This is a genomic window from Pantoea sp. RG18, from assembly GCF_025910075.1.
Taxonomy (GTDB): domain Bacteria; phylum Pseudomonadota; class Gammaproteobacteria; order Enterobacterales; family Enterobacteriaceae; genus Pantoea; species Pantoea agglomerans.
The window spans coordinates 495,546-518,546 of sequence record NZ_JAPCIL010000002.1 but is presented as its reverse complement, the minus strand read 5'-3'; the positions used below and the strand labels follow the sequence as shown (position 1 = coordinate 518,546).

Sequence of the window (23,001 nt, the reverse complement as noted above, 5' to 3'; positions counted from 1 at the left end):
CCCACGGCGGGTGAAAGGCGTTAACAACGCGCTAACCGGTTTTCGCGATCATTTTTCGATAGCGGTTGAGCCACTTGCCGCTGTTAAGTCGCCACCAGAAGAAGATGCCACGCACCGTCCAGTCGAGGAACATCCCCAGCCAGACACCGGTCACGCCCATCCCCAGTTCAATACCGAGCAGGTAGCCGACCACCACGCGGGCGCCCCACATGCTGAACATCGACACATACATGGTGTAACGCGCATCGCGTGCGCCCTTGAGTCCGGCAGGTAGCACCCAGGAAGCGGCCCATAACGGCATAAACAGCGCGTTAAGCCAGATCAGCTGCTTCGTCACGTTAATTACTTCCGGGTCGCTGGTATAAAACCGTGCCAGCAACCCGGCCAGCGGCACCGTCAGCAGGGCCATCACGGTCAGGCAGACCGTCGCCAGCCAGAAGACGTGCCGCACCTGGCGTTCCGCCTGGAACACCTGATTCCTGCCCAGACGGGTACCGGTGATAATCGTTGAAGCCGAACCCAGCGCATTGCCTGGCAGGTTGATCAGTGAGGCGATAGAAAAAGCGATAAAATTACCGGCAATCTCGCTGGTGCCCATTCCGGCAACAAACACCTGTGTCAGTAGTTTGCCGCCGTTGAACAGCACCGACTCGATACTGGCAGGCACGCCTATTCCTAAAACTTCCATCAGAATGCTGCTGTTCCAGCGCCGGAAATAGCTCGACAGCGTAATTTTCAGTGAGGCGTTAAAGCCGATCATCAGCACGTAAATCACCGCGATCGCCCCGATATAGCGGGTGATGGTCAGTCCGAGCCCGGCACCGATAAACCCTAAACCGTCCCACGAGAAGCAGCCATAAATCAGCACGCTACTGATGATGATGTTGAGGATGTTCATGCCGCCGTTAATCAGCATCGGAATTTTGGTATTACCTGCACCGCGCAGCGCCCCGCTGCCAATCAGGGTGATGGCGGCGGCCGGATAGCTCCAGGCGGAAGTCTGCAGATAGCTCAGCGCCAGCGCTTTGACTTTTGGATCGGCGGCACCGGCAATCGCATCGACGATCAGATGGCCCCAGAACTCAATGGCGATCACCAGCACAAAGGCGAGTATCGTCATCATGGCCAGCGACTGACGCGTGGCGGCACGGGCGCGCTTGCCGTTGCGTTTTGCCAGACTGAACGCCACCACCACCGTGGTACCAAGATCGATGGCAGCAAAGAACGAGATGATCACCATGTTGAAGCTGTCGGCCAGGCCGACGCCCGCCATCGCCTCTTTACCCAGCCAGCTGACCAGGAAGGTGCTCAGTACGCCCATCAATAGCACACAGGCGTTCTCGAAAAAGATAGGCACTGCTAATGGCGATATCTCACGCCAGTAGAGCGTGCGATACGAACGGCGTTTCGGGTACCACGCCGTGCGCTTGATCGCCTGCATCACTGCTACGCCGGGATTTTGCAAAGGATTACCAAATCAGAAGAGACTGGACAGGAGTTCTAATGATGATAGTGGGCAGAGAAATATGCAAAGTCTTTCCGGTGCAAATTAATCATGGTTACAAACTTTTTAATGCCGCCACGGCACAATCTGCCTCACTGCCCCACCCGCTGTAGCAAACCTGATTATTTCCCTGACGTTATGATCGGTTGGCCATGCTTTGCTGCTGGCGGTTTTTCCGCCATCTCCTCATCGGTAACGCATTCAAACGTGGCGAACCACCCCTTCTGATAGTAAAGATTTTCTTACTGTTTTTCAGTGCAGCAGATCTTCACTTAAAACAGCACTGCTCAGAATTCCCGCTTCGCTGGCGCAAAAAAACGGCGATCACAGATTCTTCAACAATCTCCGCAACAAACCCGCTAAGCTTGGGGCAAATTGCGGAAAAAAATGGAAGGAGAAACCATGCCGACACTACGGAAAAACCTGACCAGCCAGCAGGCGCTGGATGAACTCGAACGCCTGTACGATGGCGCCGTTGATGCGCTGCGCGAGGCGATTAAAGCCTTTACCGAAAACGGCACGCTGCCCGATGCCACCGCACGGGCGCAGGGACTATTTGTTTACCCGGAGCTGCGCATCACCTGGCGCGGCGACGGTCCGCAGCAGAACCGCACGCGTGCCTGGGGACGCTTCACCCACACCGGCAGTTACAGCACCACCATCACCCGCCCGGCATTGCTGCGCCACTATATTTCGGAACAGCTTCAGATGCTGGAGAAGGAGTATCAGCTGAAGATCGACGTGGGGCCCTCCAGCCAGGAGATCCCCTACCCTTACGTGATCGACGGTTCCGACCTGTCACTGGATCGCACCATGAGCGCCGGTATTGCGCGCCACTTCCCGACCACCGAGCTGTCACAGATTGGTGATGAGACCGCCGATGGCCTGTTCCATGCCGATGCAAAATCCCCTCTGTCGCACTTCGACGCGCTGCGAACCGACTTCTCGCTGGCCCGCCTGCGCCACTACACTGGCACCAGCGTAGAGCACTTCCAGCCGTTTGTGCTGTTCACCAACTACACCCGTTATGTTGATGAGTTTGTGCGCTGGGCGATCGAGCAGGTGCGCGATCCCAGTACCCCTTACGACAGCCTGGCCTGCGCGGGCGATGTGGTGCTGACCGCCGACACCGCTGACAGTGAGTCGATGCTCTCGGATCTGGCGTGGAAGAAGCACCAGATGCCCGCCTGGCATCTCACCTCGCCGAATCGTCGCGGTATTACGCTGATTAATATTGGTGTTGGCCCGTCGAATGCCAAAACCATCTGCGATCATCTGGCGGTGATGCGTCCACATGCGTGGCTGATGATTGGTCACTGTGGCGGTCTGCGCGAGAGCCAGCGGATTGGTGATTATGTGCTGGCCCATGCCTATCTGCGCGACGATCACGTGCTGGACAGCGTGCTGCCGCCTGATATCCCGGTACCCAGCATTGCCGAAGTGCAGCGCGCGCTGTATGACGCCACCAAATCAGTGAGCGGCATGCCAGGCGAAGAGGTGAAGCAGCGGTTGCGTACCGGCACCGTGGTGACCACGGACGACCGCAACTGGGAACTGCGCTACTCCGCTTCGGCACTGCGCTTTAACCTGAGCCGTGCGGTGGCGGTCGATATGGAAAGCGCCACTATTGCCGCACAGGGTTATCGTTTCCGGGTGCCATATGGCACGCTGCTGTGCGTTTCAGACAAGCCGCTGCACGGTGAGATTAAGCTGCCCGGTCAGGCGAACCGTTTCTATGAAGGGGCGATTTCGGAGCATCTGCAGATTGGTATTCACGCTGTTGAGCTGCTGCGCGCCGAGGGCGATAAGCTGCATTCGCGTAAGTTGCGTACCTTTAATGAGCCGCCTTTCAGGTAAGCGTTAGCCGGCTGATGCGAGGAATAAGGCCGGTACTGCTGACAGGCAGTACCGGCCTCTTGCTTTGGAATTTACCCAATGCGCATGTCAGCGCCGGGATAATTTATACTTTAAAGGTCTCTACAATCAGCCTGAGAGACTGCGCTTGCTCAGAGAGAGACTGAGAAGCACTTGATGATTCTTCTACCAGAGCAGAGTTATTTTGCGTCACCCCATCCATCTGGCTGACTGCAATACTCACCTGAGAAATCCCCTGCATCTGTTCAGCCGACGACAGCGCAATAGCATCCATGGATTCAGCCAGTTCATCCACTAAATGCACGACTTTGAGAATACTCAAACCCGTATCACTGGCAACAGTGACGCCGCATTCAACCTGTCCGACAGCCTGCTCTATTAACGCTTTAATATCTTTTGCGGCAGTCGCACTACGCTGTGCAAGCGTTCTGACTTCAGACGCGACGACAGCAAAGCCCCTTCCCGTCTCTCCCGCTCGTGCCGCTTCAACGGCTGCGTTCAGGGCAAGAATATTAGTCTGGAAGGCGATGCTTTCGATGACGGCGGTGATATCTCTGACTTTAGACGCGCTTTTTGAAATATCACTCATCGTATCTGACATCCGTTTGACGTCCGTTTCCCCTCGTTTTGCAATCGAGGCGGTATCTCTCGCTGAGTTAGCTGTGTCCCTGGCAGTTCTGCTGTTATTTTGTACCGTAGCGGTGAGCTGTTCCATACTGGCTGCCGTTTCCTGCAAGGCAGCAGCCTGCTGTTCAGTGCGGGATGCTAGCTCATTGTTACCTTCAGAAATCTCATTCGCAGAAAGGGCGACTGAAGAAGATCCTGATTTAATCTCTGAAACGATATCCCGTAACCGAACCTGCATGCTGTTTAAAGAGGCCATGAGACTGAGAGTGTCATTTTTCTTCAAGTTAACAGGAGTGGTCAGATCCCCATTAGTGATCGCATAAGCAAGCTTTCGCGCTGTGCTCGGTTCATCGCCAAGCTCGCTCATGAGTTTACGAATAAGATAGATGCTGGTGCCCGTGCCGAACAAAATAGCCGCAACTAAAAGCGTCACCAAAATGATGTAGGCTCTTTCGGTATTCTTCGCGTTTTGATTAACTGAGTCATCCGACTGCTTCGCCAGGATTTCAGTCATCCGGGTAAGGCCTTCAAGCAGCGGAACCTGAGCGGGTCTGACTTTTTCCAACAGATACTTAACGGTGATATCACTGTTTTTAGCCAGCGCCAGCGGAACGGTGTTACTGAAGGCGTCCAGGGCGTTTTTCTCGCTGTCACTGATCTTCGCAAAGGCTTTATATTCTTCCGTATCGCCAGTCTGGCTGATCATCGTATTCAGTTGATCCCTGCTGGCTGCAAACTTTGCCTTCAGCTTAACCAGGCGAGCTGACTGCTCCTGGATAAGAGCCTGATCTGAAAAGAGTGATAAATTCCTGACGGTTATTGCCATATCGCGCTGCGCCAGGGTAAGTTCATTGATTAATTTTGTTTTTTTCATATCACCCTGAACAACTGACTCAAGCGTGCTTTTAGCCTGATATAAAGAGTGAATAGCGACAACGATACATATGGAGAAAAAGATGATTAACGTGCCAAATCCGGAACCGAGGCGCGTAGAGATTTTCATTAAAATTCCTTGAAGGGGGCGGCGATATAGATCTATCGGCATCTCTTTTTTTAACTTCAATGAATATTTATCACATAAATAATATTAACCAGAATTAATGGCACCGCTGCAAAGCATCACAAAAACTCATAAATCTGTCAGGCTTTGATGATTTCCAGTTCAACCAGAAATCGTTTTTTGTGCGTTATAAACAATCAGAACCCTTATGCTTACCGTTGTCTTAACTTATTACTGCGTTACGCTACACTGGTTTGCATCTCATAAAAATTTCATTTAACCCTTGCAGGCGCGGCTTTTAAGGCTGCTACAACCTGGATGCTTTTCGTATGCAAAAAATACCGAAATAAAAATCACGAATACATAAATTATAATTATAAATAACGTCAGGAACTTCTTTAGATCACTTTAAACGCGGGCCGGTTCTGTGACGTCTCGCAGGATATGAATACTTTATTAGTTCGATGAATATGGCAGAACAGACCGGCATAAGGATGCTTCAGCCCGGCCGTAGCAATCCAGCCTTCAGGCAGAAAACGCGCTGAGTGCGTTAATGAGCGTGCCCGTCTGCACGATCGCCCTGGTCTGATATGCATCACGAATAAACTCTCCATCATCAGCCCTTGATACGAACAGATAGCCCGGGCAATCGCAGAGAGAAACAGGTTTGCCTGACCCACGCATCAGCTGCAGTAACTGATGAAATTAAAAACCGTAACATAACTGAAGTATATTGCAGGCGAAATATAAAAACATACACAGCAACAAAACTCATCATTATTGAGCTTGTCACTCCATAATTACTGTGCAATATAAATAACAGCCAACTGGAGAGCTATTTCTTAAAATTAGTGCCACATACTGGCACTGTATTCCCGCCTTTCACATAAAATAAAATAAAGGACGCATAAAGAAACTCCAAAATGGAGGAAGACTGACAAGAATTATTTGAGGAAAATTAACATACCTTTGGCAGCGCAGATAATAAATTTAATTACTCACTTAAAGAGGATTCATTGTGAAAGTTAAAAATATGACTGTGTTAGCGAGTATGGTTTTATTCTACTCCGCTCAGGGTATGGCCAGGCAATTTGATATCAGTGCAGCAAACATTGACGTCAATACCTCTAAGTCTTCCTTCATTCTTACTGGTGCGGGAGGTGCCGGCGGCGCAGGTGGCGCGGGGGGTGCAGGAGGAGCGTTAGGCGGGCAAGGTGGTGCCGGAGGTGTTGGAGGCGCCGGAGGTGCTGGCGGAAGTGATGGTAATGGCGCCGCTAACGCCAGCCAGAATGGTAATAATTCCAATAATGATAACGGCAGTAAAAACGGCAACGGTTCTGATCAGGGTAATAACAGTAATAACGGCACCGGGAATGCTAACGGGAGTGGTGACGGTAACGGAAATGATGCAGGCAACGGCGGTGGTAATGGAGGAGGTGATGGTGGCGGAGATGGTGATGGTGGCGGTGATGGTGGCGGTGATGGCGGCGGAGATGGCGGCGGAGACTGATAGTCTGGCGTCCATTAACTAAAAAGCTCCTGTTTGTAACCGTTATAGCAGGAGCATTATCACTGTTAGCACAGGAACAGCACATGAAACTTACCAGAAGTTACCCATTATTTTTAGCCACCGTACTGACAGTGGCATGTCCGTTTTACTCGCTGGCTCAGACTGCCAGCGACATGAATACTTCATCTTCAAATACCTCCCTCCAGCCCTCAGCAGGCAAAGACGGACAACAAGGCAATGGTGAAAACGGAGGCGCGGGAGGCAAAGGAGGCGTTCCGGGAGAAGGTACTAACGGAGGAAAAGGAGGTAATGGCGGCAATGGCGGCAATAGTGGCAATAGTGGGAGTGCCGATAATTCCGATACATCAAGTAAAGGCGGCGCAGGCGGTGCGGGTGGCGCAGGTGGCGCAGGTGGTGCGGGCGGCGCAGGTGGTGCGGGCGGCGCAGGTGGTGCGGGCGGCGCAGGCGGTGCGGGTGGTAACGGAGGGACCGGTGGAGAAAGTTTTCTGAAAAGGATTTTCAAATGAAAACAATCACTTTGTTAGCTTCGCTAATCATCATTCCGTATGCGCATGCTGAGTACAAAACGGATATGTTGAGTTCACACCATAATGTCATTCTCATTGATGCCGCTGCAGGTTCTGATGGCGGACCGGGTCAGAACGGCGGTGCCGGGGCCAATGGCGGTCCGGGTGAAAATGGAGGACGAGGGGGAAACGGGGGTATCGGCGGAAATGGAGGGCCAGGAGGAAATGGTGGTGCCGGAGCCAATGGCGGTGATGGCGGAAATGGCGGCCTGGGAGGAAGCGGTGGAAATGGCGGGAACGGAGGTGCTGGACAGAATGGCCAGGCCGGAGGCAATGGCGGGAATGGAGGAAGCGGCAGTATGGGGGGAGATGGCGGAAACGGTGGAAATGGAGGGGATGGCAGCAATGGCAGTGCTGGTGGCGCAGGGGGGAACGGAGGGAATGGTGGCAGCACGGGAGGTGACGGCGGTGCGGGAGGTAACGGTGGTGACGGAGGAGATGGCGGCGACTAAATTCACCCACGCCTTAATCTCTCTTCTCTCCTGGCAGCCGGCTTATAAAACAGGCGAGAACAGCAATTATCACGGGTTAATTCACAGCTAAAACAGGCATTTTAATAACTCTGATTTAGCGTAAGAAAACTTTCCGTCAGCTCCGTCAGCTCAACATTAAAATCAGCTTACCTGAATTAACTAAAACGCTCAGAGATCCTGTCAACGCTGAGTATGTGTGAAACCCCTCTTTTTTTACCATCAGGGAAATGCAACCTGGAGTTGGCGTACAGTGGAACCCCGGATTTTTGATAGCCATGATGTGAGAAATAATGGAATTAAATACACCGCTGAAATGGAGTAACGAGTAACAACAAACGCCACAAGTGAAATGCTTTTATAATTTAAACGCACAAACGAGAACAGCCGTGAATAACGACAACTCCGCCATATGCGCTCTATTGCAATGTTGCGCAGTGTATCAGATACCGCCAACCCCATAGCCTGACAGACGATACCCGCTCAGTGTTAACGTGCTGCTAAGTGATCTGAAACTCCCATACGTCTGGCGGGCGAAACCCGCTCAGTGCTAACGCGCTGCTAAAGGACCTGAAAATCCTCGTCGCCTGGCAGGCGAAACCCGCTCAGTGTCAGCCTGCTAAAAGCGAAACCTTATGAATCTTTCCCCGCTTTCAGTAACTTGAGCCCCGCCCATCCGGGTAACAAACCCACCGGCAGGGGTTTGCCAGAGGCGTCCGGAGCGCTGAGGAACAACCGGAGGCCAGGATGAGCCGACAGGACGTCGGCGAAAGGACGGCACGAGCCAGGTATGGCGAGTCCGGACGGTCCGTCGGCCGCAGGGCGTGACGAAGGCACCCCGCACAGCGGGGCGCGCAGGCAGCCGGAAACTCCCCATCGCCTGGCGGGCGTAACCCTCTCAGCGCTAACGCGCGGCTAAGTGATCTAAAACGTTCCATCGCCTGGCAGGCGAAACCCGCTCAGTGTCAGCCTGCTACAAAGCGAAACCTTATGAATCTTTCCCCGCTTTCAGCGGCCTGAGCCCAGCCAGTCCGGGTAACAAACCCACCGGCAGGGGTTTGCCAGAGGCGTCCGCAGCGCTGAGGAACAACCAGAGGCCAGGATGAGCCGACAGGACGTCGGCGAAAGGACGGCACGAGCCAGGGATGGCGAGTCCGGACGGTCCGTCGGCCGCAGGGCGTGACGAAGGCACCCCGCGTAGCGGGGCGCGCAGGCAGCCGGACGCCGGGATTGTTAAGGGGCGGGCGTCCGCCCCTTGACGCGTCCGCCTGCTCGGGCAACCTGAAACTCCCCATCGCCTGGCGGGCGAAACCCGCTCAGTGCTTACGCGCGGCTAAGTGATCTGAAACTCCCCTCGCCTGGGCGGGCGTAACCTGCTTATAGCCAGCCCGCTGCCAGGCGAAACTAACTCATAGCCAGCCCGCTGCTAAGCGACCTTCCCTGCCGCCAGACAACAACTAAGCACTTAACCATCCCAGCTTAATCACAAACAGAATCGACAGGATCACCAGCGCCGCATTCACCTCTTTCGCGCGTCCGCTCAGCAGCTTCACCAGCGTCCAGGTAATAAAACCAAACGCGATGCCGTTGGCGATCGAATAGGTTAGCGGCATGGTCAGCGCGGTGACGGTGACCGGCGCGGCGGTGGTGATATCTTTCCAGTCAATCTCTGCCAGGCCCGATGCCATCAGCACCGCTACAAACAGCAACGCAGGCGCGGTGGCATAAACCGGAACACTGGAGGCCAGCGGCGAGAAAAACAGGGCCAGCAGGAACAGCACGGCGACCACAATCGCGGTCAGGCCGGTACGGCCACCGGCACTCACGCCCGCCGCTGATTCCACATAACTGGTAGTGGTCGAGGTGCCGAGCAGCGAACCAAACAGCGCAGCCGCACTGTCAGCAATCAGCGCACGGCCCATCTTCGGCACGTTACCCTGCTCATCCGCCAGACCGGCGCGTTTGGTCACACCCAGCAGCGTGCCCGTGTTATCAAACACATCAACAAACAGGAAGGCAAAAATCACGCTGATCAGGCCGACGTTAAACGCGCCGGCAATATCCAGCTGCATAAAGGTCGGTGCAATCGACGGCGGTGCAGAGAAGACCCCGGCAAAGGGCGACAGACCAATGCCCATTGAGATAAAGGTCACCAGCAGAATACCGATCAGCACTGCGCCCGTCACCCGACGCGCTTCCAGTACCACGATAACCACAAAGCCAAGCATCGCCAGCAGCGGACCCGGTTTAGTCAGGTCGCCAATGCCCACCAGCGTCGCCGGGTTATCGACCACGATACCCGCCCCTTCCAGCGCAATCAGCGCCAGAAAAAGCCCGATACCGGCACCAATCCCGGCGCGCAGCGGCAGCGGAATACTGGCAATAATCCATTCACGAATCTTAAATAGCGACATCGCGAAGAAAATCACCGCCGAGAGAAACACCGCGCCCAGCGCAATCTGCCACGTGTAGCCCATGTGCAGCACAACGGTGTAGGTGAAAAAGGCGTTCAGTCCCATACCCGGCGCCAGCGCAATCGGATAGTTGGCGATCAGCCCCATCAGCACGCAGCCAATCGCCGCCGCCAGACAGGTGGCGACAAATACCGCGCCCTTGTCCATGCCGGTTGCGCCCAGAATGCTTGGGTTCACAAACAGAATATAAGCCATCGCCAGGAAGGTGGTGATCCCGGCGATAATCTCAGTACGAACCGTCGTGTTATGCGCTTTGAGTTTGAATAGTTTTTCTAACATCATCATCTCTCGATACAGGAGACATCAGTCTCACTTGCCAAAGGGGTTTGCATGCTGATTATTCTGTTTCCGGGACACTGATGCTGGCCGCTGCATACTTGCGTGCCAGAATCGCCTGAAATCCCTGACTTACCCACTGCCCAAAGCAATTGCCATGCCATCTACCGACGCAATCGATTACCTGGCAGAGCCGGGTACGCCTAAGAGAATTCCGAACCAAAACGAGGCGCGATTATGGTGCAATGCACCGATGCCGCGCAATCGTTTTCCTGCGGCAAACGGCGAGCCCCGAAAAACTCTGCGCCAGCGCACGCTTCCGCACTCTCACAGGCGAAGCTGGTCACGTTTCAGCACGCTGCCTCAGCAAGCTTTTCTGGCCTGTGTAGACTCCAGAATTAACTCTTTCGTAACATTGAGGCCGCGCAATGAAGCCAGCAATTTTGGTGGTGGATGATGATCCTGCAGTCTGCGACGTCTTGCAGGATGCGTTAAGTGAACATCTGTTAACGGTCTACCGCTGTCATCAGGGACGCGAGGCGCTATCGATGCTCAGCGAACACCCGGAAATCTCGCTGGTGATGCTGGATATGATGCTGCCCGATACCAACGGGCTACTGGTGTTGCAGCAGCTTCAGCGTCAGCGACCCGAAGTGCTGGTGATTATGCTGACCGGTATGGGTTCTGAAGCGGAGATGGTGGTGGGCCTTGAGATGGGCGCAGATGATTACATCGCCAAACCCTTTAATCCACGCGTGGTGGTGGCGCGAACCCGGGCGGCCCTGCGTCGCAGCGGACGCATTGCCCAGGCCGACCCTGAACAGGAGGGCTGGCGTTTTGGCGGCTGGCAACTGGACGATGGCCGCTGCCAGCTGTTTAATCCGCAGCGCGAGCTGGTGCCGCTGACCCAGGGGGAATATAGCCTGTTACGCGCGCTGGTTCGCCACGCCCGAAAAGTGCTGACCCGCGATCAGTTGCTGGAGCTGACCCACAGCGAAAGTCTCGACGTGTTTGATCGCACCATCGACGTGCTGATCATGCGGTTGCGCCGTAAAATCGAAATCAACCCGCACCAGCCCGACCTGATCCGCACCATTCGCGGACTGGGTTATGTCTTTTCGGCCGATGTGGTGAAACCCGATTCAACAACGCGTGCCAGTCAGATTGCCTGATTACGCCTGCCGCGCTCAGGATAGCCAGTGCGCGTAATCGTTGCACAGCAGCCAGCGCGGCGCTTCATCTTCCTCCAGTGGGTTGAAACGAGCCAGCGGCGTCAGAAACACATTGTCGTTTTCATCATCGTTGGGCATCGACACCTCGCCCACCAGCACGTCGCCGAAGCCACTTTCCCCCCAGAAACTGTGCCAGATGCCCGCCTCCAGCGTCACGCTTTCACCCGGTGAGAGCCGCAGCTGTGAACCGGCGGCATGGGTCTGGCGCAGGCCATCCAGCGACACCGCCACCAGCGAGTCAGCCAGCCCGTCACCGTCGCGGTTATGCAGTTCGACAATCAGATTCCCGCCGCCGCGATTAATGATGTCTTCCATCTTGCGCGGATGGTAGTGCATCGGCGTCTGCTGCCCTTCCCGCACATGCATTATTTTCTCGGCGTAGGGTTTATGCCACGGCTGCCCGCCTGGTGAACCGTTGCGCAGGGTAAATAGTGTCAGCCCGGTCTGCAGAAAATCAGCTGCGCCAAAACTGGTGAGATCCCAGCCCAGTCGCAACGCCAGAATCTCCTGCGCGACCTCACGATCCTGAGCCCGCCACTGGCTCACATCGAAATCGGCCCACGGCGGCAGATGCACATCCTGCTGTCGGAAAAACTCGCGCGTATGTTGCAGGTAATAATTAACCTCTGAACGTTGCATGGTGGCCTCCTGAGAGCGGCACCCTTAAGGTGCCGCACTAAAGCTTATTTCACCGTCCAGCCCTGGTAGCTGCCGATGTTGTTACGATCGATCAGTTTCACCGGGATCAGCACCGGCTTATCGGGTGCCGGTTTGCCCTGCAGAATGTCATAACCAATCTCGACCGCTTTGGCGGCCATGACCTGTGGGTCCTGCGCAGGCGTCGCGACGAACAGTGAATTCTTGCGCTTCAGCGCCTCTTCACCGTCTGGCGAGCCATCGACGCCAACGATAAAGAACTCACTGCGCTGCGCCTGTTTCGCCGCTAAGTCTGCGCCAATCGCTGTCGGGTCGTTGATGGCAAACACCGCATCAATCTTTGGATTAGCAGAGAGCAGACCGGTCATAACTTCCAGTCCGCCTTCACGACTGCCTTTGGCATTCTGGTTGTAAGAGAGCAGCTTGATGTCAGGATGGGTTTTCAGTTCGGTCATGCAGCCTTCAACGCGGTTCTGCACCGCAGAGACCGGTGGTCCGTTAATGATCACCACGTTGCCTTTGTTCTTCAGGCGGTCAGCAATATATTTACAGGCCATCGCGCCCGCCTCGGTGTTATCGGAGGTGATGGTCGCATTCGCGCCATCGGCCGCCACGTCGACCGCCACCACTACGATACCGGCATCACGCGCCCGCTTCACCGCCGGAGCGATCCCTTTGGAGTCGGCGGCGTTGAGAATAATCATGTCGACTTTGGCCGCAATAAAGTTATCAATCTGGCCCACCTGCTGACCGAGATCGTAGCCGCTGGAGACCAGCGTCACATTCACCTTATCGCCCGCCAGCTGACGCGCCTTCATCTCTGCGCCTTTGGTGATCTGCACGAAGAAGGGGTTTGCCAGATCGCCGACCGTTACGCCGATAGATTTGAGTTCTTTTGCCTGAGCCAGGCCGGTACTGAACAGCGTCGCCGCCAGCAGCCCGGTTACAATCGGATTAAAACGCATAGACCTTCTCCTGCTGTTTTCAAGGTGCCAACCACTTAATGGCGTTTTTTAGATGGCGGAGGTGTAATGGCACATCCGCCCTTTTAAGACTCAACTCACATGATGACGGGTACGGTATTTGTCGATCAGCACCGCGATGATGATGACCGCGCCCTTGATCACCAGCTGCCAGAAATAGGAGACCCCCATCAGCGTCATGCCGTTATTCAGCGTGGCGATAATCAGTGCGCCAATCAGGGTGCCGGTGATGGTGCCGATGCCGCCGACAAAGCTGGTGCCGCCGAGGATCACCGCCGCAATCGCATCCAGCTCATAGCCAACCCCAAGGTTGCCGTTGGCGCTGTAAAGCCGCGAGGCACTCATCAGACCGCCCAGCCCCGACAGCAGGCCGCTCATGCCGTAGACAAACAGCAGCACCATTCCGACCTTGATACCGGTGAGACGCGCCGCCTGGATATTGCCGCCGACCGCGTAGATATGTACGCCCAGCGTGGTGCGGCGCAGGATGAACCAGCAGATGGCGATCACCGCAAAGGCAATCACAATCAGCCACGGCACCGGCCCGAGATAGCCGTTGCCGATCCACTCAAAGTTAATATCGGAATTGATTACTGTGGTGCCATCCGCCAGCAGGTAAGCGGCTCCGCGCAGCGCGGTGTAGGTGCCAAGCGTGACGATAAAGGGCGGCAATCCGGCCCAGGCGACCAGGATGCCGTTGAACAGCCCCATCACCAGGCCTGCGCCCAGCGCCATTGGAATGGTCATGGAAGCCAGCATTGGATCCAGTGATGCTACCAGCGCCACCACCGCGGTGGTCCCCAGCATTGACCCCACCGACAGGTCGATGCCGCCGGTGAGGATCACAAAGGTCATGCCCGCCGCCAGCACGATGTTAATCGACGCCTGACGGGTGATGTTGAGCAGGTTTGCTTCAGTAAAGAAGTTCGGCGTGACAAAACCAAATACCGCCACGATCAGGATCAGAATCGGCAGGATACCCACCGTTTGCAGCAGATCGCCCATCAGGGCGCGTTTCAGCGTCGGTGCTTTGGTGCGGGCCAGTTGTGTCATGGTGGTCTCCTTAGATTTCGCCTGCTGACGCGCTATGCGCACCGGTTGCCAGCGTCATAATATTTTCCTGACTGATGTGGCTGCCCTCCAGCTCACCGACGATGGTGCCTTCGTGCATCACGTAAACGCGGTCGCTCATCCCGACCACTTCCGGCAGTTCGCTGGAGATCATCAGAATCGCCACACCCTGCCGCGCCATCTCCTGCATCATGCGGTAGATCTCGCTTTTCGCCCCGACATCGACGCCGCGCGTCGGTTCATCGAGGATCAGGATGCGGGGGCCAATCGCCACCCAGCGCGAAATCAGCAGCTTCTGCTGGTTACCGCCCGACAGACCGCCCGCCCGGACCTGAGCGTGAGGAACGCGAATATTGAGTGAAGCGATCGCCTCACTGGCGATGGTCTGCCCTTTGCGGCGGTTCAGCATCCCGTAACTGGCGTCACGTTCCAGCGTCGCCATCACGATGTTCTCCTGCGCCGCCATCTCCAGAAACAGTCCCTGCTCTTTGCGGTTTTCGGTGAGGAAACCGATGCCGCGTGCAATTGCATCGCGCGGTGAATGGATGGTGACCTTCTCGCCATCGATCCAGATCTCGCCCTCTTTCGGCTTGTGCACGCCAAAAATCAGCTGTGCCAGTTCGCTGCGGCCTGCGCCCACCAGCCCGGCCAGCCCGACAATCTCTCCGGCCCGCACTTCAAGACTGCTGGGATGCACTTTGCCGCCGTCGGTAAGGTGATTAACCGCCAGCCGGATATCACCCAGCGGGATAGCACGGTCTTTGTTAAACAGGTCGCTGAGCGGCCGTCCGACCATCATCCGCACCAGTTCGCTGGCGTTAAGCTGGTCACGGGTCAGGCTGCCCACATACTCCCCGTCGCGCAGCACGCTGACGCGGTCGGACAGCTCATACACCTCCGCCATGCGGTGGCTGATGTAGATGATCGCCATGCCTTCGCTGCGCAGCCGTTTGATTAGCGCGAACAGCTGTTCGGTTTCGCGGTTGGAGAGCGCGGCGGTCGGCTCATCCATCACCAGAATGCGGCTGTTGCGCTGCAGCGCGCGGGCGATCTCCACCTGCTGCTGCTCGGCGATGCTCAGACGGCTGACCAGATCCCAGGCGCTGAACTGCGCGCCGAGCCGGTCAATGACCCGCTGCGCCTCTTCGGCCATCTGCCGCCGCCTGACCAGCCCGCCGGGCGCGATTTCGCTGCCGAGAAAAATGTTCTCCGCCACCGTCAGGTTGGGTGCCAGGTTGATCTCCTGATAAATCAGGGTGATCCCGGCGGCCAGAGCCTCTTTCGGCCCTTTCAGCGCCCAGGGCTTGCCTTCAATTAAAATTTCCCCGCTGCTGGCGGTATAGGCACCGGCCAGAATCTTCATCAGTGTGCTTTTACCCGCGCCGTTCTCCCCCATCAGCGCGTGGACCTCACCGGGATAAACCGTGAGATCGACGCCCTTCAGGGCATAAAAGCTGCCGAAGCGCCGGGTAATTCCCCGCATTTCCAGTATCGGTGTGGCTGTCATCGCCTCGCTCCTGCGGACTGTGGATAGCCGTCAGTAAAGCAACGCCAGATAAACGGAAAATGTCAGCGCCCATTCATATTTGTCATAAACGCCCGCCTGCACGCTCCTATACTCGGCCCATCGTTGCAGTGAATAAGAGGTCGTGGGATGCAGCGCACTTATCCGTGGCAGGCCGGGGCACGTGGACGCCTGTTGCTGTTCAATCTGCTGGTGGTGTCGGTCACGCTGATGGTCAGCGTGGTGGCGATCTTCGGCTTTCGTCATGCCGGGGCGATTCAGGAGCAGGCACAGGCGCAGACCCTGGCCGACATGAACGGCAGCCTGGCGCTGGCGCGGGATACCGCCAACGTGGCGACAGCGGCAGTGCGGCTGTCACAGGTGGTGGGCGCGCTGGAGTACCAGAGCGAATCACAGCGGCTGCAGCAGAATCAGCAGGCGTTGCAGCAGGCGCTGAGCCTGCTGGCCAGTGCGCCGCTGGCGGCACGTCAGCCGGAGCGCATCGCCCGGATCCGCGCCCGCAGCCTGATGCTGGAACAGACGATTAACAGCCTGCTGCTGACCGGTCACCAGCGTCATCTGCAGCGCAACAACATGCTGAGCGACCTGTGGCAGACACAGATTCTGCTCAGCCATATCGACCAGCTGGTGCAGCGGGAACAGCGGACGCTGCCGGATGCCGCGCTGCGGGAGCAAACCGAACGGCTGATCACCATCGCGATCCGCACACCCTCGCCCATCGCCGTCATCGAACAGCTCCAGCAGGTGATGGCGCAGTGGCGCAACGTGCCGCTGACGGGCGTGACCGGCGAAAACGTGCAGCGACTGCTGGCCACCCAGCAGCGCCTGCTGCCGCTGGCAGAGGCGCTGGAGCAGAGCGACCTGGCGATCGCCTATGCCACCTACCGGATTAAAGCGCTGGTGGCGATGCTGAATGAAGATATCAGCGCCTCGGTGCAGCAGGTGGCGTTACAGAGTGAGGCGCGCACCCTGGCGACCCACCGTGAGCTGGATTCCATCATCGGCTTTATCGCGCTGTTTGCGCTGCTGGCGCTGGCAATTACCGGCTATGCCGGTATCTACATCTACCGCAATCTCGGGTCGAGCCTGACGGCGATTGCCGGGGCCATGACGCGGCTGGCGCAGGGCGAGCAGAACGTCAGCGTGCCAGGGCTGCAACGTCGCGACGAGCTGGGCGAGCTGGCGCGGGCGTTTAACGTCTTTGCCCGTAACACCGCCTCACTGGCTCACACCTCACGGCTGCTGAAAGAGAAGAGTAATCAGCTGGAATCCACCTTTCTGGCGATGCGCGACGGCTTTGCGCTGTTTGATAACAACGGACAGCTGGTGGTGTGGAACGCCCAGTATGCGGAGCTGCTCGGCATCGCGCCGCATGAACTGCATCGCGGCGTTCCCTGGCAGCAACTGCTGGCGCCGCTGGCGGTGGATCTGCACGATCCCGGTGAACCGCAGGAGATCCGGCTGGCCGATGGTCGTACGCTGGAGCTGCGCTTCAGTCCAATCCCGCGGCGCGGCATGGTCAATACCGTGCTGGACCGGACCTCGCGTAAAACGCTGGAGGAGGCGCTGCAGCACAGCCAGAAAATGAAGGCGGTCGGCCAGCTGACCGGCGGACTGGCACACGACTTCAACAATCTGCTGGCGGTGATTATCGGCAGTCTGGCGCTGACCGAAGGCCAGCTGACGCCCGGCCCGCTGGCCAGCCGGATTGATCGGGCGCGACAGGCGGCCGACCGCGCTGCACAGCTGACCCAGCGGCTGCTGGCGTTCTCCCGCAAGCAGGCTCTCTATCCCCGTGCGGTGTCGGTGGTGACGCTGGTGGATAACCTGCAGGGGCTGCTGCAGCACTCGCTGCTGCCTGGCCAGCAGCTGATTATTGATGCACAGCGTCCCGGCTGGCCCGCCTGGATTGATGCCAGCCAGCTGGAGAATGCGCTGATGAATCTGGTGGTAAATGCCCGCGATGCGATGCATCAGCAAAGCGGCGAAATCCGGCTGCGCATCTGGAATCAGCGTCGTCTGGAGGGCGATGAGAAGCGTGACAGGGTCACAATTGAGGTGATAGACCACGGCTGCGGCATGTCGGCCGGGGTTCGTGAGCAGGTGTTTGAGCCTTTTTTCACTACCAAGGCTACCGGCAGCGGCAGCGGGCTGGGCCTGTCGATGGTTTATGGCTTTGTGCGGCAGTCTGGCGGCCAGATCGAACTGGAAACCGCGCCAGGCCAGGGCACCACGGTGCGGCTGCTGTTGCCACGCGCGCCGGAAGCTGCCGCCGCCGTAGTGATCGCCCCGCCATCACCTGTGCACATTGAGACGGAGATTGCGGCGGCCAGTAACCGGCTGGTGCTGGTGCTGGATGATGAACCGGCGGTGCGCCAGACACTCTGTGAGCATCTGCATCAACTGGGTTATCTGACGCTGGAGTGTGGTGACGGTGAAGAGGCGCTGGCGCTGCTGCGCCAGACACCTGATATCGACCTGCTGATCAGCGACCTGATGCTGCCCGGCGAGATTAACGGCGCGGAGGTGATCCGCCAGGCGCAGCAGAACTGGCCGCAGCTGGCGACGCTGCTTATCAGCGGTCAGGACCTGCGCCACCAGCCGGTGACGCTGCCGCTGTGCGAACGGCTGGCGAAACCCTGGCAGCAGGCACAGCTGGTGCAGGCGTTACAGCGCGCCTGGCAGCGCAGCGAAAGGCTTAATCGCGCGCAGCAGGCTGCCACAACGGCACCGGCTTCCCACTGATGTAGCGCTTGCGCAGGCGGCTGGAGATCACATCCATCACCATCACTACCACCACCAGAATCAGCGTCAGGAACATCACCACATCCCAGTTCCACAGGCGCATATTCTCAGCGTAAACCAGACCGACGCCCCCGGCGCCGACAAAGCCCAGCACCGCCGCTGAGCGGGTATTGGACTCTATCTGGTAAAGGCTCAGCGCCAGAAACTGCGGGAATGACTGGGTGAAGATGCCGAAGCGGTGTTTCTGCAGGCTGTTGGCGCCGACGGCGCCCAGTCCGCGACCCGGTGAACGCTCCACCGCTTCGTGCCCTTCGGCGTAGAGTTTGCCGAGCAGACCGACATCCTGCAGGATAATCGCCAGCACCCCGGCCAGCGGCCCCATGCCGACCGCCCGGACGAAGATCAGCCCCCAGATCGCCATGTCGATACCGCGCAGCACGTCAAACAGACGGCGCATCAGAAACGCCAGCGGTTTCGCGGTTCGGCTGTGCATCACGTTGCGCGCCGCCAGAAACGACAGCGGCAGCGCCAGCAGCGAGGCAGTCAGCGTACCGGCAAAGACAATCCCTAAGGTGATACCGACCTGCGACAGATAGTAGCCAAACGGCCAGTTCAGGAAGTCGTGCCAGAAAAACATCCGCAGGAAATAGCGCCCCAGCTGCTGACAGCCCATCAGCAAACGCGACCACTCCAGACCAAATACCGAGAAGAAAAAGAGGTAATAGAGCAGCACCGCCAGTGTCATCAGCGCCAAACGACGCAGATAGCGCGGCTGTGCGGCGAAGAGTTCACGATGCTGCTGCTTCATTAGCGCGATATCGGGAACGGTGCTTATCATGTCCTGTCTCCTGTCACACGGCGACGAAGCTGGCCGGAGAGCGTATCCAGCAGCGACACCACAATCAGGATCAGCAGCAGCGTCATACTGACCTGATCGTAGCGGTCCAGTTTGATGTTGGTCATCAGCTCCTGGCCGATGCCGCCTGCGCCAACCAGCCCAAGGATGGTTGAGGAGCGGAAGTTAATTTCCAGTCGCATAAAGCTGTAGGAGAGAAAGACCGGCTTAACCTGTGGCCAGAAAGCGAAGCGCATCCGCTGCAGTTTGCTGGCTCCGCAGGCCGCCAGGCCGCGTACCGGCTTATCTGACGCCGACTCAATCGCCTCGTAAAACAGCTTGGTCAGGCTGCCCACGGTGTGCAGCGCCAGCGCCAGAAAACCGGGGATCGCCCCGATGCCAAACGCCATCACAAACATCACCGCCCACGCCAGCTCCGGCATGGTGCGCAGGAAGGCGACAAAGGCGCGAATCGTCATCCGCACGCTGACCGGCGTCTGAGTGTTGTCGGCGGCGAAAAAGGCCAGCATCGCGGCCAGTGCCACCGCCACCAGCGTCGAAGCCAGCGCCAGTTGTAGTGTTTCCCAGATCAGCGGCAGCTGGATCGGCAGACGGTAGCCCCAGTAAGCCAGCGAGCCTTCGGTCTTGCCGTCGGCAAACAGCAGCGGCAGATGCAGCACAGGCAGGATTTCGTGCAGGTAGTCAAAGAAGTGCGGCAGCGACTGCCAGACGGTGAGCAGATTAAATTCTGCCACCCTGCCCGCCGCCAGGTAGAGTGCCACCAGCAGCAGTGACCAGAGCAGCGTGTCTCGTTTCTGCTGGCGACGGATGCGTTGGTAGTAGTGTTCGAATTCGGTCAAAGGGGATCTCCGGCGCTAAAGCAGCGGGACGCAGGCGAGTTTGCTGCGTCCCGCTTTCCCCGCCTGAGCGGAGAAGATAAGAAGTAGCTGGATTTAGCCGCGGCTGCCTTTCATCAGGTCGCGCTTCATATCGATGATGTTCTGATAATCGGCAACCGTCGCCTGACCGATGTGCTGCTCGCCGCCCACCGCTTTCACGAAGCAGGCGTGATCTTCCTTATCCAGCTTTTTAATTGCCGACACCACTTTCGCTTTAAAGTCAGCGGGCAGCTTGTTGCTGACCAGCACCGGACCGTTGGGGATCAGCGGTGACTGCCAGATAATGCGAATCTGCTTCATCAGATCAGGATGGTCCATGCGGATCAGACGGCCAAACGCGCCAGAGGTATAGCCGCTGTTGTAGTCACCGACCAGTGAGGTCCAGGTCACTGCGCCATCAAACTGGTTGTTCAACACGCCCAGAATGTCCTGCTCATGGCCGCCGGAGAAGGTCACGCTGGAGAAGGTGTTGTTATATTTGTCATCCACTGAGCCGCCGAACATCTTCTTAAACGCCTGGTTCGGCATCAGGAAGCCGGACGTCGAGTCGGGATCGGCCATACCGAAAGATTTCCCTTTCAGGTCTTCCAGTTTTTTGTAGGGGCTGTCCGCTTTGACGATCACCACCGAGTGGTAGCCGCGTGACTGATCTTTGTCATCCACCACAATGCCAACCACATCCACCGCTTTCGGGTCCTGAATGTAGACCGACGCAAACGAGGCTGGCGACATGCTCAGCACCATATCGATCTTGCCACCCAGCAGACCCTGAATCACGCCAGAGTAGTCGGAGGCGTTGCGCATCTGGGTATCCACACCCAGCTCTTTATCAAAGAAGGTCTTCACACACTGATTATCGCCAATCTGCTGGGTGGCGTTCTGACCGCCCAGAATCCCCAGATTAAGCTGTTTCGGCGCATCCGCTGCGCTGACACCAAACGCCATTACACTGGTCAGGAGTGCTAAAGAAGTCAGTTTCATTCGGGGTTGTTCTCTTGCTGTGGAAGTTAATGGATTTGGTTAAGTTCATCGCCGTACAGCTGGTGCAGCAGGCTGTCGGTCAGTCCTGAAGGATGGCCGTCAAACAGCACCACGCCGCGCTGAATGCCAATCACCCGGGTGCAGTAGCTTTTCACCAGCTCAATCGAGTGCAGGTTGACCATCACGCTGATGCCCTGCTCGCTGACCTGACGCAGCACATCCATGATGCGCTTGGTATTTTTGGGATCGAGTGACGCCACCGGCTCATCGGCCAGCAGGATTTTGGGGTTCTGCATCAGGGCACGGCAGATCGCCACACGCTGCATCTGCCCGCCAGAGAGGTTTTCCGCCCGCTGCAGCGCCTGCGGCAGCATGTTCATCCACTGCAGCAGTTCGATGGCGTGCGCCCGGTCATTGTCGGAGAAGATTTTAAAGAAAGATTTCAGCGTACCGGTCTGGCTCAGACGGCCCAGCAGCACGTTGGTCAGCACGTCGAGGCGTGGCACCAGACAGAAATCCTGAAAGATCATGCCGCACTGGCTGCGCCATTCGCGCAGCTGGCGGCTGTTGAGCGTAACCACGTTACGATCCGCTTCGCCATGATGTAGACTGATAATCGCGCCGGAAGTCGCTTCAATCGTGCCGTTGAGCATGTGCAGCAGGGTCGATTTACCCGCGCCAGAGCGGCCAATCACCGCCACCAGCTCACCGGCGTGCAGGTCGAAACTGACCTGATCCAGCACCTGAGTGTCGCCGTAGGCTTTGCTCAGTTTCTGCACCGACAACACTTTTTGTCCGCTGAGGCTGGCCGGTGGCAGGTCGTTGTCGACCACCGTTTTCAGAAGTGCCTGTGCCATGGTTTCTCCGTCATCGCTGATTGCGTTCTGCGGGTTATTAAGGCGTGACGCGATGAACACGAGATGACAGTCAGATGATCAAACCGTGACAGGCCAGTGCGCGCCGCACAGCAATGTCTGGCCGTCACGGGCAGCCAGCACGCCGTCCGGTAACGGGTTCTCAGCTAACCAGTTATCCATCTCATGACTGAGATGGGTGAGCCAGGTCTGACGCGGCTGGAGCATCTCTGCCAGCGCCAGCGCCTGGGTCACATCATTATGGTTACGCGGTTCTGCTTGCGGCGGATCGTTGCAGTCAATCACCAGTTGATCCAGCGGCTGACCGTGCAGGAAGTCGGCGGTGTCGGGTGGCAACCCGCAGGTATCACACAGCCAGGCGAGCCGGGTGCCGTGCCAGTCGAACAGATAGCCATGCGTCAGTTTCGAGTGTTGCAACGGCAGCGGCGTGACCTGCAGTTCACCAAAGGCGTGCGCTACAAACGGCGTTAAGGCGGGACGGAAATCGAGCAGGCCTGGATGTTTATAGAGATCGTCACAGCCTCGCGGATCGGGTGGACCCCAGACCGGAACCGGCGCGCCCACTCCCCAGCGCAGTGCAAACAGCCCCTGCACATGATCCATGTGGTAGTGAGTCAGCAGAATGCGCGTCAGTGTGCCGGGCGGGAAGCACGACGCCAGCAGCGGCAGACCGGCATCCAGCAGGATGCGCTCGCGACCAAACTCAATCAGCGCGCTGCAGGGTGCACGCGCGTAGCCGCTGTTAAGCTGCGCACGCTGACAGGCGCGACAGTCGCAGCCCGGCAGCGGTGCGGCAGTGACCCCGCCAGTACCCAGAAAAGTGAGTTTCATTGATGCGCCTTCGGTAGCGGATGTCGATGCCGGACTGTCACCGC

The 23,001-nt window shown here is 57.4% G+C and carries 18 protein-coding genes; 5 read left to right on the top strand and 13 right to left on the bottom strand.

Going from position 1 to position 23,001, the window contains the following annotated elements:
• Positions 1 to 31 precede the first annotated feature (31 nt).
• Positions 32 to 1,441, bottom strand: a complete 1,410-nt coding sequence (locus tag OK409_RS02750; protein ID WP_022625464.1) for an EmmdR/YeeO family multidrug/toxin efflux MATE transporter — start codon at positions 1,439 to 1,441, stop codon at positions 32 to 34.
• Positions 1,442 to 1,906: 465 nt separating this feature from the next.
• Here OK409_RS02750 and OK409_RS02745 point away from each other — a divergent pair, with 465 nt between their 5' ends.
• A complete protein-coding gene (locus tag OK409_RS02745) occupies positions 1,907 to 3,361 on the top strand; it encodes an AMP nucleosidase (protein ID WP_264366727.1) in 1,455 nt (484 codons plus the stop codon).
• A 103-nt stretch (positions 3,362 to 3,464) separates the two neighbouring features.
• On the opposite strand, the gene OK409_RS02740 is transcribed toward OK409_RS02745, so the two are convergent.
• Together OK409_RS02740 and OK409_RS02735 are read right to left on the bottom strand one after the other, a co-directional pair.
• On the bottom strand, positions 3,465 to 5,009 hold the full coding sequence (locus OK409_RS02740; protein ID WP_264366726.1) for a methyl-accepting chemotaxis protein: 1,545 nt from the start codon (positions 5,007 to 5,009) through the stop codon (positions 3,465 to 3,467).
• A gap of 1,198 nt (positions 5,010 to 6,207) precedes the next feature.
• Positions 6,208 to 6,531: a hypothetical protein gene (locus OK409_RS02735; RefSeq protein ID WP_264366725.1), complete on the bottom strand. Its 324-nt coding sequence runs from the start codon at positions 6,529 to 6,531 to the stop codon at positions 6,208 to 6,210.
• 294 nt (positions 6,532 to 6,825) lie between these two features.
• Here OK409_RS02735 and OK409_RS02730 point away from each other — a divergent pair, with 294 nt between their 5' ends.
• Positions 6,826 to 7,026 carry a hypothetical protein gene (locus OK409_RS02730; protein WP_264366724.1) on the top strand — a complete coding sequence of 67 codons (201 nt, stop codon included), beginning with the start codon at positions 6,826 to 6,828 and terminating at the stop codon, positions 7,024 to 7,026.
• Positions 7,027 to 7,127: 101 nt separating this feature from the next.
• Positions 7,128 to 7,646, top strand: a complete 519-nt coding sequence (locus OK409_RS02725) for a hypothetical protein (RefSeq protein ID WP_264366723.1) — start codon at positions 7,128 to 7,130, stop codon at positions 7,644 to 7,646.
• A gap of 1,384 nt (positions 7,647 to 9,030) precedes the next feature.
• Here OK409_RS02725 and OK409_RS02720 read toward each other — a convergent pair.
• Positions 9,031 to 10,329, bottom strand: a complete 1,299-nt coding sequence (locus tag OK409_RS02720; RefSeq protein WP_212685931.1) for an NCS2 family permease — start codon at positions 10,327 to 10,329, stop codon at positions 9,031 to 9,033.
• Between the two features lie 422 nt (positions 10,330 to 10,751).
• Here OK409_RS02720 and OK409_RS02715 point away from each other — a divergent pair, with 422 nt between their 5' ends.
• Entirely contained in the window at positions 10,752 to 11,495 is a 744-nt protein-coding gene (locus OK409_RS02715; RefSeq protein WP_052270614.1) for a response regulator, read from the top strand.
• 15 nt (positions 11,496 to 11,510) lie between these two features.
• Here OK409_RS02715 and OK409_RS02710 read toward each other — a convergent pair whose 3' ends face one another.
• The 4 genes from OK409_RS02710 to OK409_RS02695 all read right to left on the bottom strand — a co-directional run bounded on the left by OK409_RS02710 (position 11,511) and on the right by OK409_RS02695 (position 15,773).
• A complete protein-coding gene (locus OK409_RS02710; RefSeq protein ID WP_264366722.1) occupies positions 11,511 to 12,194 on the bottom strand; it encodes a D-lyxose/D-mannose family sugar isomerase in 684 nt (227 codons plus the stop codon).
• A gap of 44 nt (positions 12,195 to 12,238) precedes the next feature.
• Positions 12,239 to 13,177 carry an ABC transporter substrate-binding protein gene (locus OK409_RS02705; RefSeq protein ID WP_010247755.1) on the bottom strand — a complete coding sequence of 313 codons (939 nt, stop codon included), beginning with the start codon at positions 13,175 to 13,177 and terminating at the stop codon, positions 12,239 to 12,241.
• Positions 13,178 to 13,267: 90 nt separating this feature from the next.
• Entirely contained in the window at positions 13,268 to 14,248 is a 981-nt protein-coding gene (locus tag OK409_RS02700; RefSeq protein WP_010670880.1) for an ABC transporter permease subunit, read from the bottom strand.
• A 10-nt stretch (positions 14,249 to 14,258) separates the two neighbouring features.
• On the bottom strand, positions 14,259 to 15,773 hold the full coding sequence (locus OK409_RS02695; protein ID WP_033758244.1) for a sugar ABC transporter ATP-binding protein: 1,515 nt from the start codon (positions 15,771 to 15,773) through the stop codon (positions 14,259 to 14,261).
• Between the two features lie 147 nt (positions 15,774 to 15,920).
• Here OK409_RS02695 and OK409_RS02690 point away from each other — a divergent pair, with 147 nt between their 5' ends.
• Positions 15,921 to 18,536, top strand: coding sequence for an ATP-binding protein (locus OK409_RS02690; protein WP_264366721.1), 2,616 nt, complete (start codon positions 15,921 to 15,923; stop codon positions 18,534 to 18,536).
• Here the strand turns inward: OK409_RS02690 and phnE (OK409_RS02685) are convergent.
• The 5 genes from phnE (OK409_RS02685) to phnP all read right to left on the bottom strand — a co-directional run bounded on the left by phnE (OK409_RS02685) (position 18,490) and on the right by phnP (position 22,957).
• On the bottom strand, positions 18,490 to 19,374 hold the full coding sequence (gene phnE / locus OK409_RS02685) for a phosphonate ABC transporter, permease protein PhnE (protein ID WP_264366720.1): 885 nt from the start codon (positions 19,372 to 19,374) through the stop codon (positions 18,490 to 18,492). The genes OK409_RS02690 and phnE (OK409_RS02685) overlap by 47 nt on opposite strands.
• Positions 19,371 to 20,231, bottom strand: coding sequence for a phosphonate ABC transporter, permease protein PhnE (gene phnE / locus OK409_RS02680; RefSeq protein WP_052270617.1), 861 nt, complete (start codon positions 20,229 to 20,231; stop codon positions 19,371 to 19,373). Before phnE (OK409_RS02680) ends, phnE (OK409_RS02685) begins: the two co-directional genes overlap by 4 nt.
• Before the next feature lie 93 nt (positions 20,232 to 20,324).
• Positions 20,325 to 21,251 (bottom strand): phosphonate ABC transporter substrate-binding protein, encoded by a 927-nt coding sequence (gene phnD / locus OK409_RS02675; protein ID WP_010247773.1) that lies wholly within the window; start codon positions 21,249 to 21,251, stop codon positions 20,325 to 20,327.
• A gap of 26 nt (positions 21,252 to 21,277) precedes the next feature.
• On the bottom strand, positions 21,278 to 22,108 hold the full coding sequence (gene phnC, locus OK409_RS02670) for a phosphonate ABC transporter ATP-binding protein (protein WP_010247776.1): 831 nt from the start codon (positions 22,106 to 22,108) through the stop codon (positions 21,278 to 21,280).
• 78 nt (positions 22,109 to 22,186) lie between these two features.
• A complete protein-coding gene (gene phnP, locus OK409_RS02665; RefSeq protein WP_264366889.1) occupies positions 22,187 to 22,957 on the bottom strand; it encodes a phosphonate metabolism protein PhnP in 771 nt (256 codons plus the stop codon).
• Positions 22,958 to 23,001: the final 44 nt, after the last annotated feature.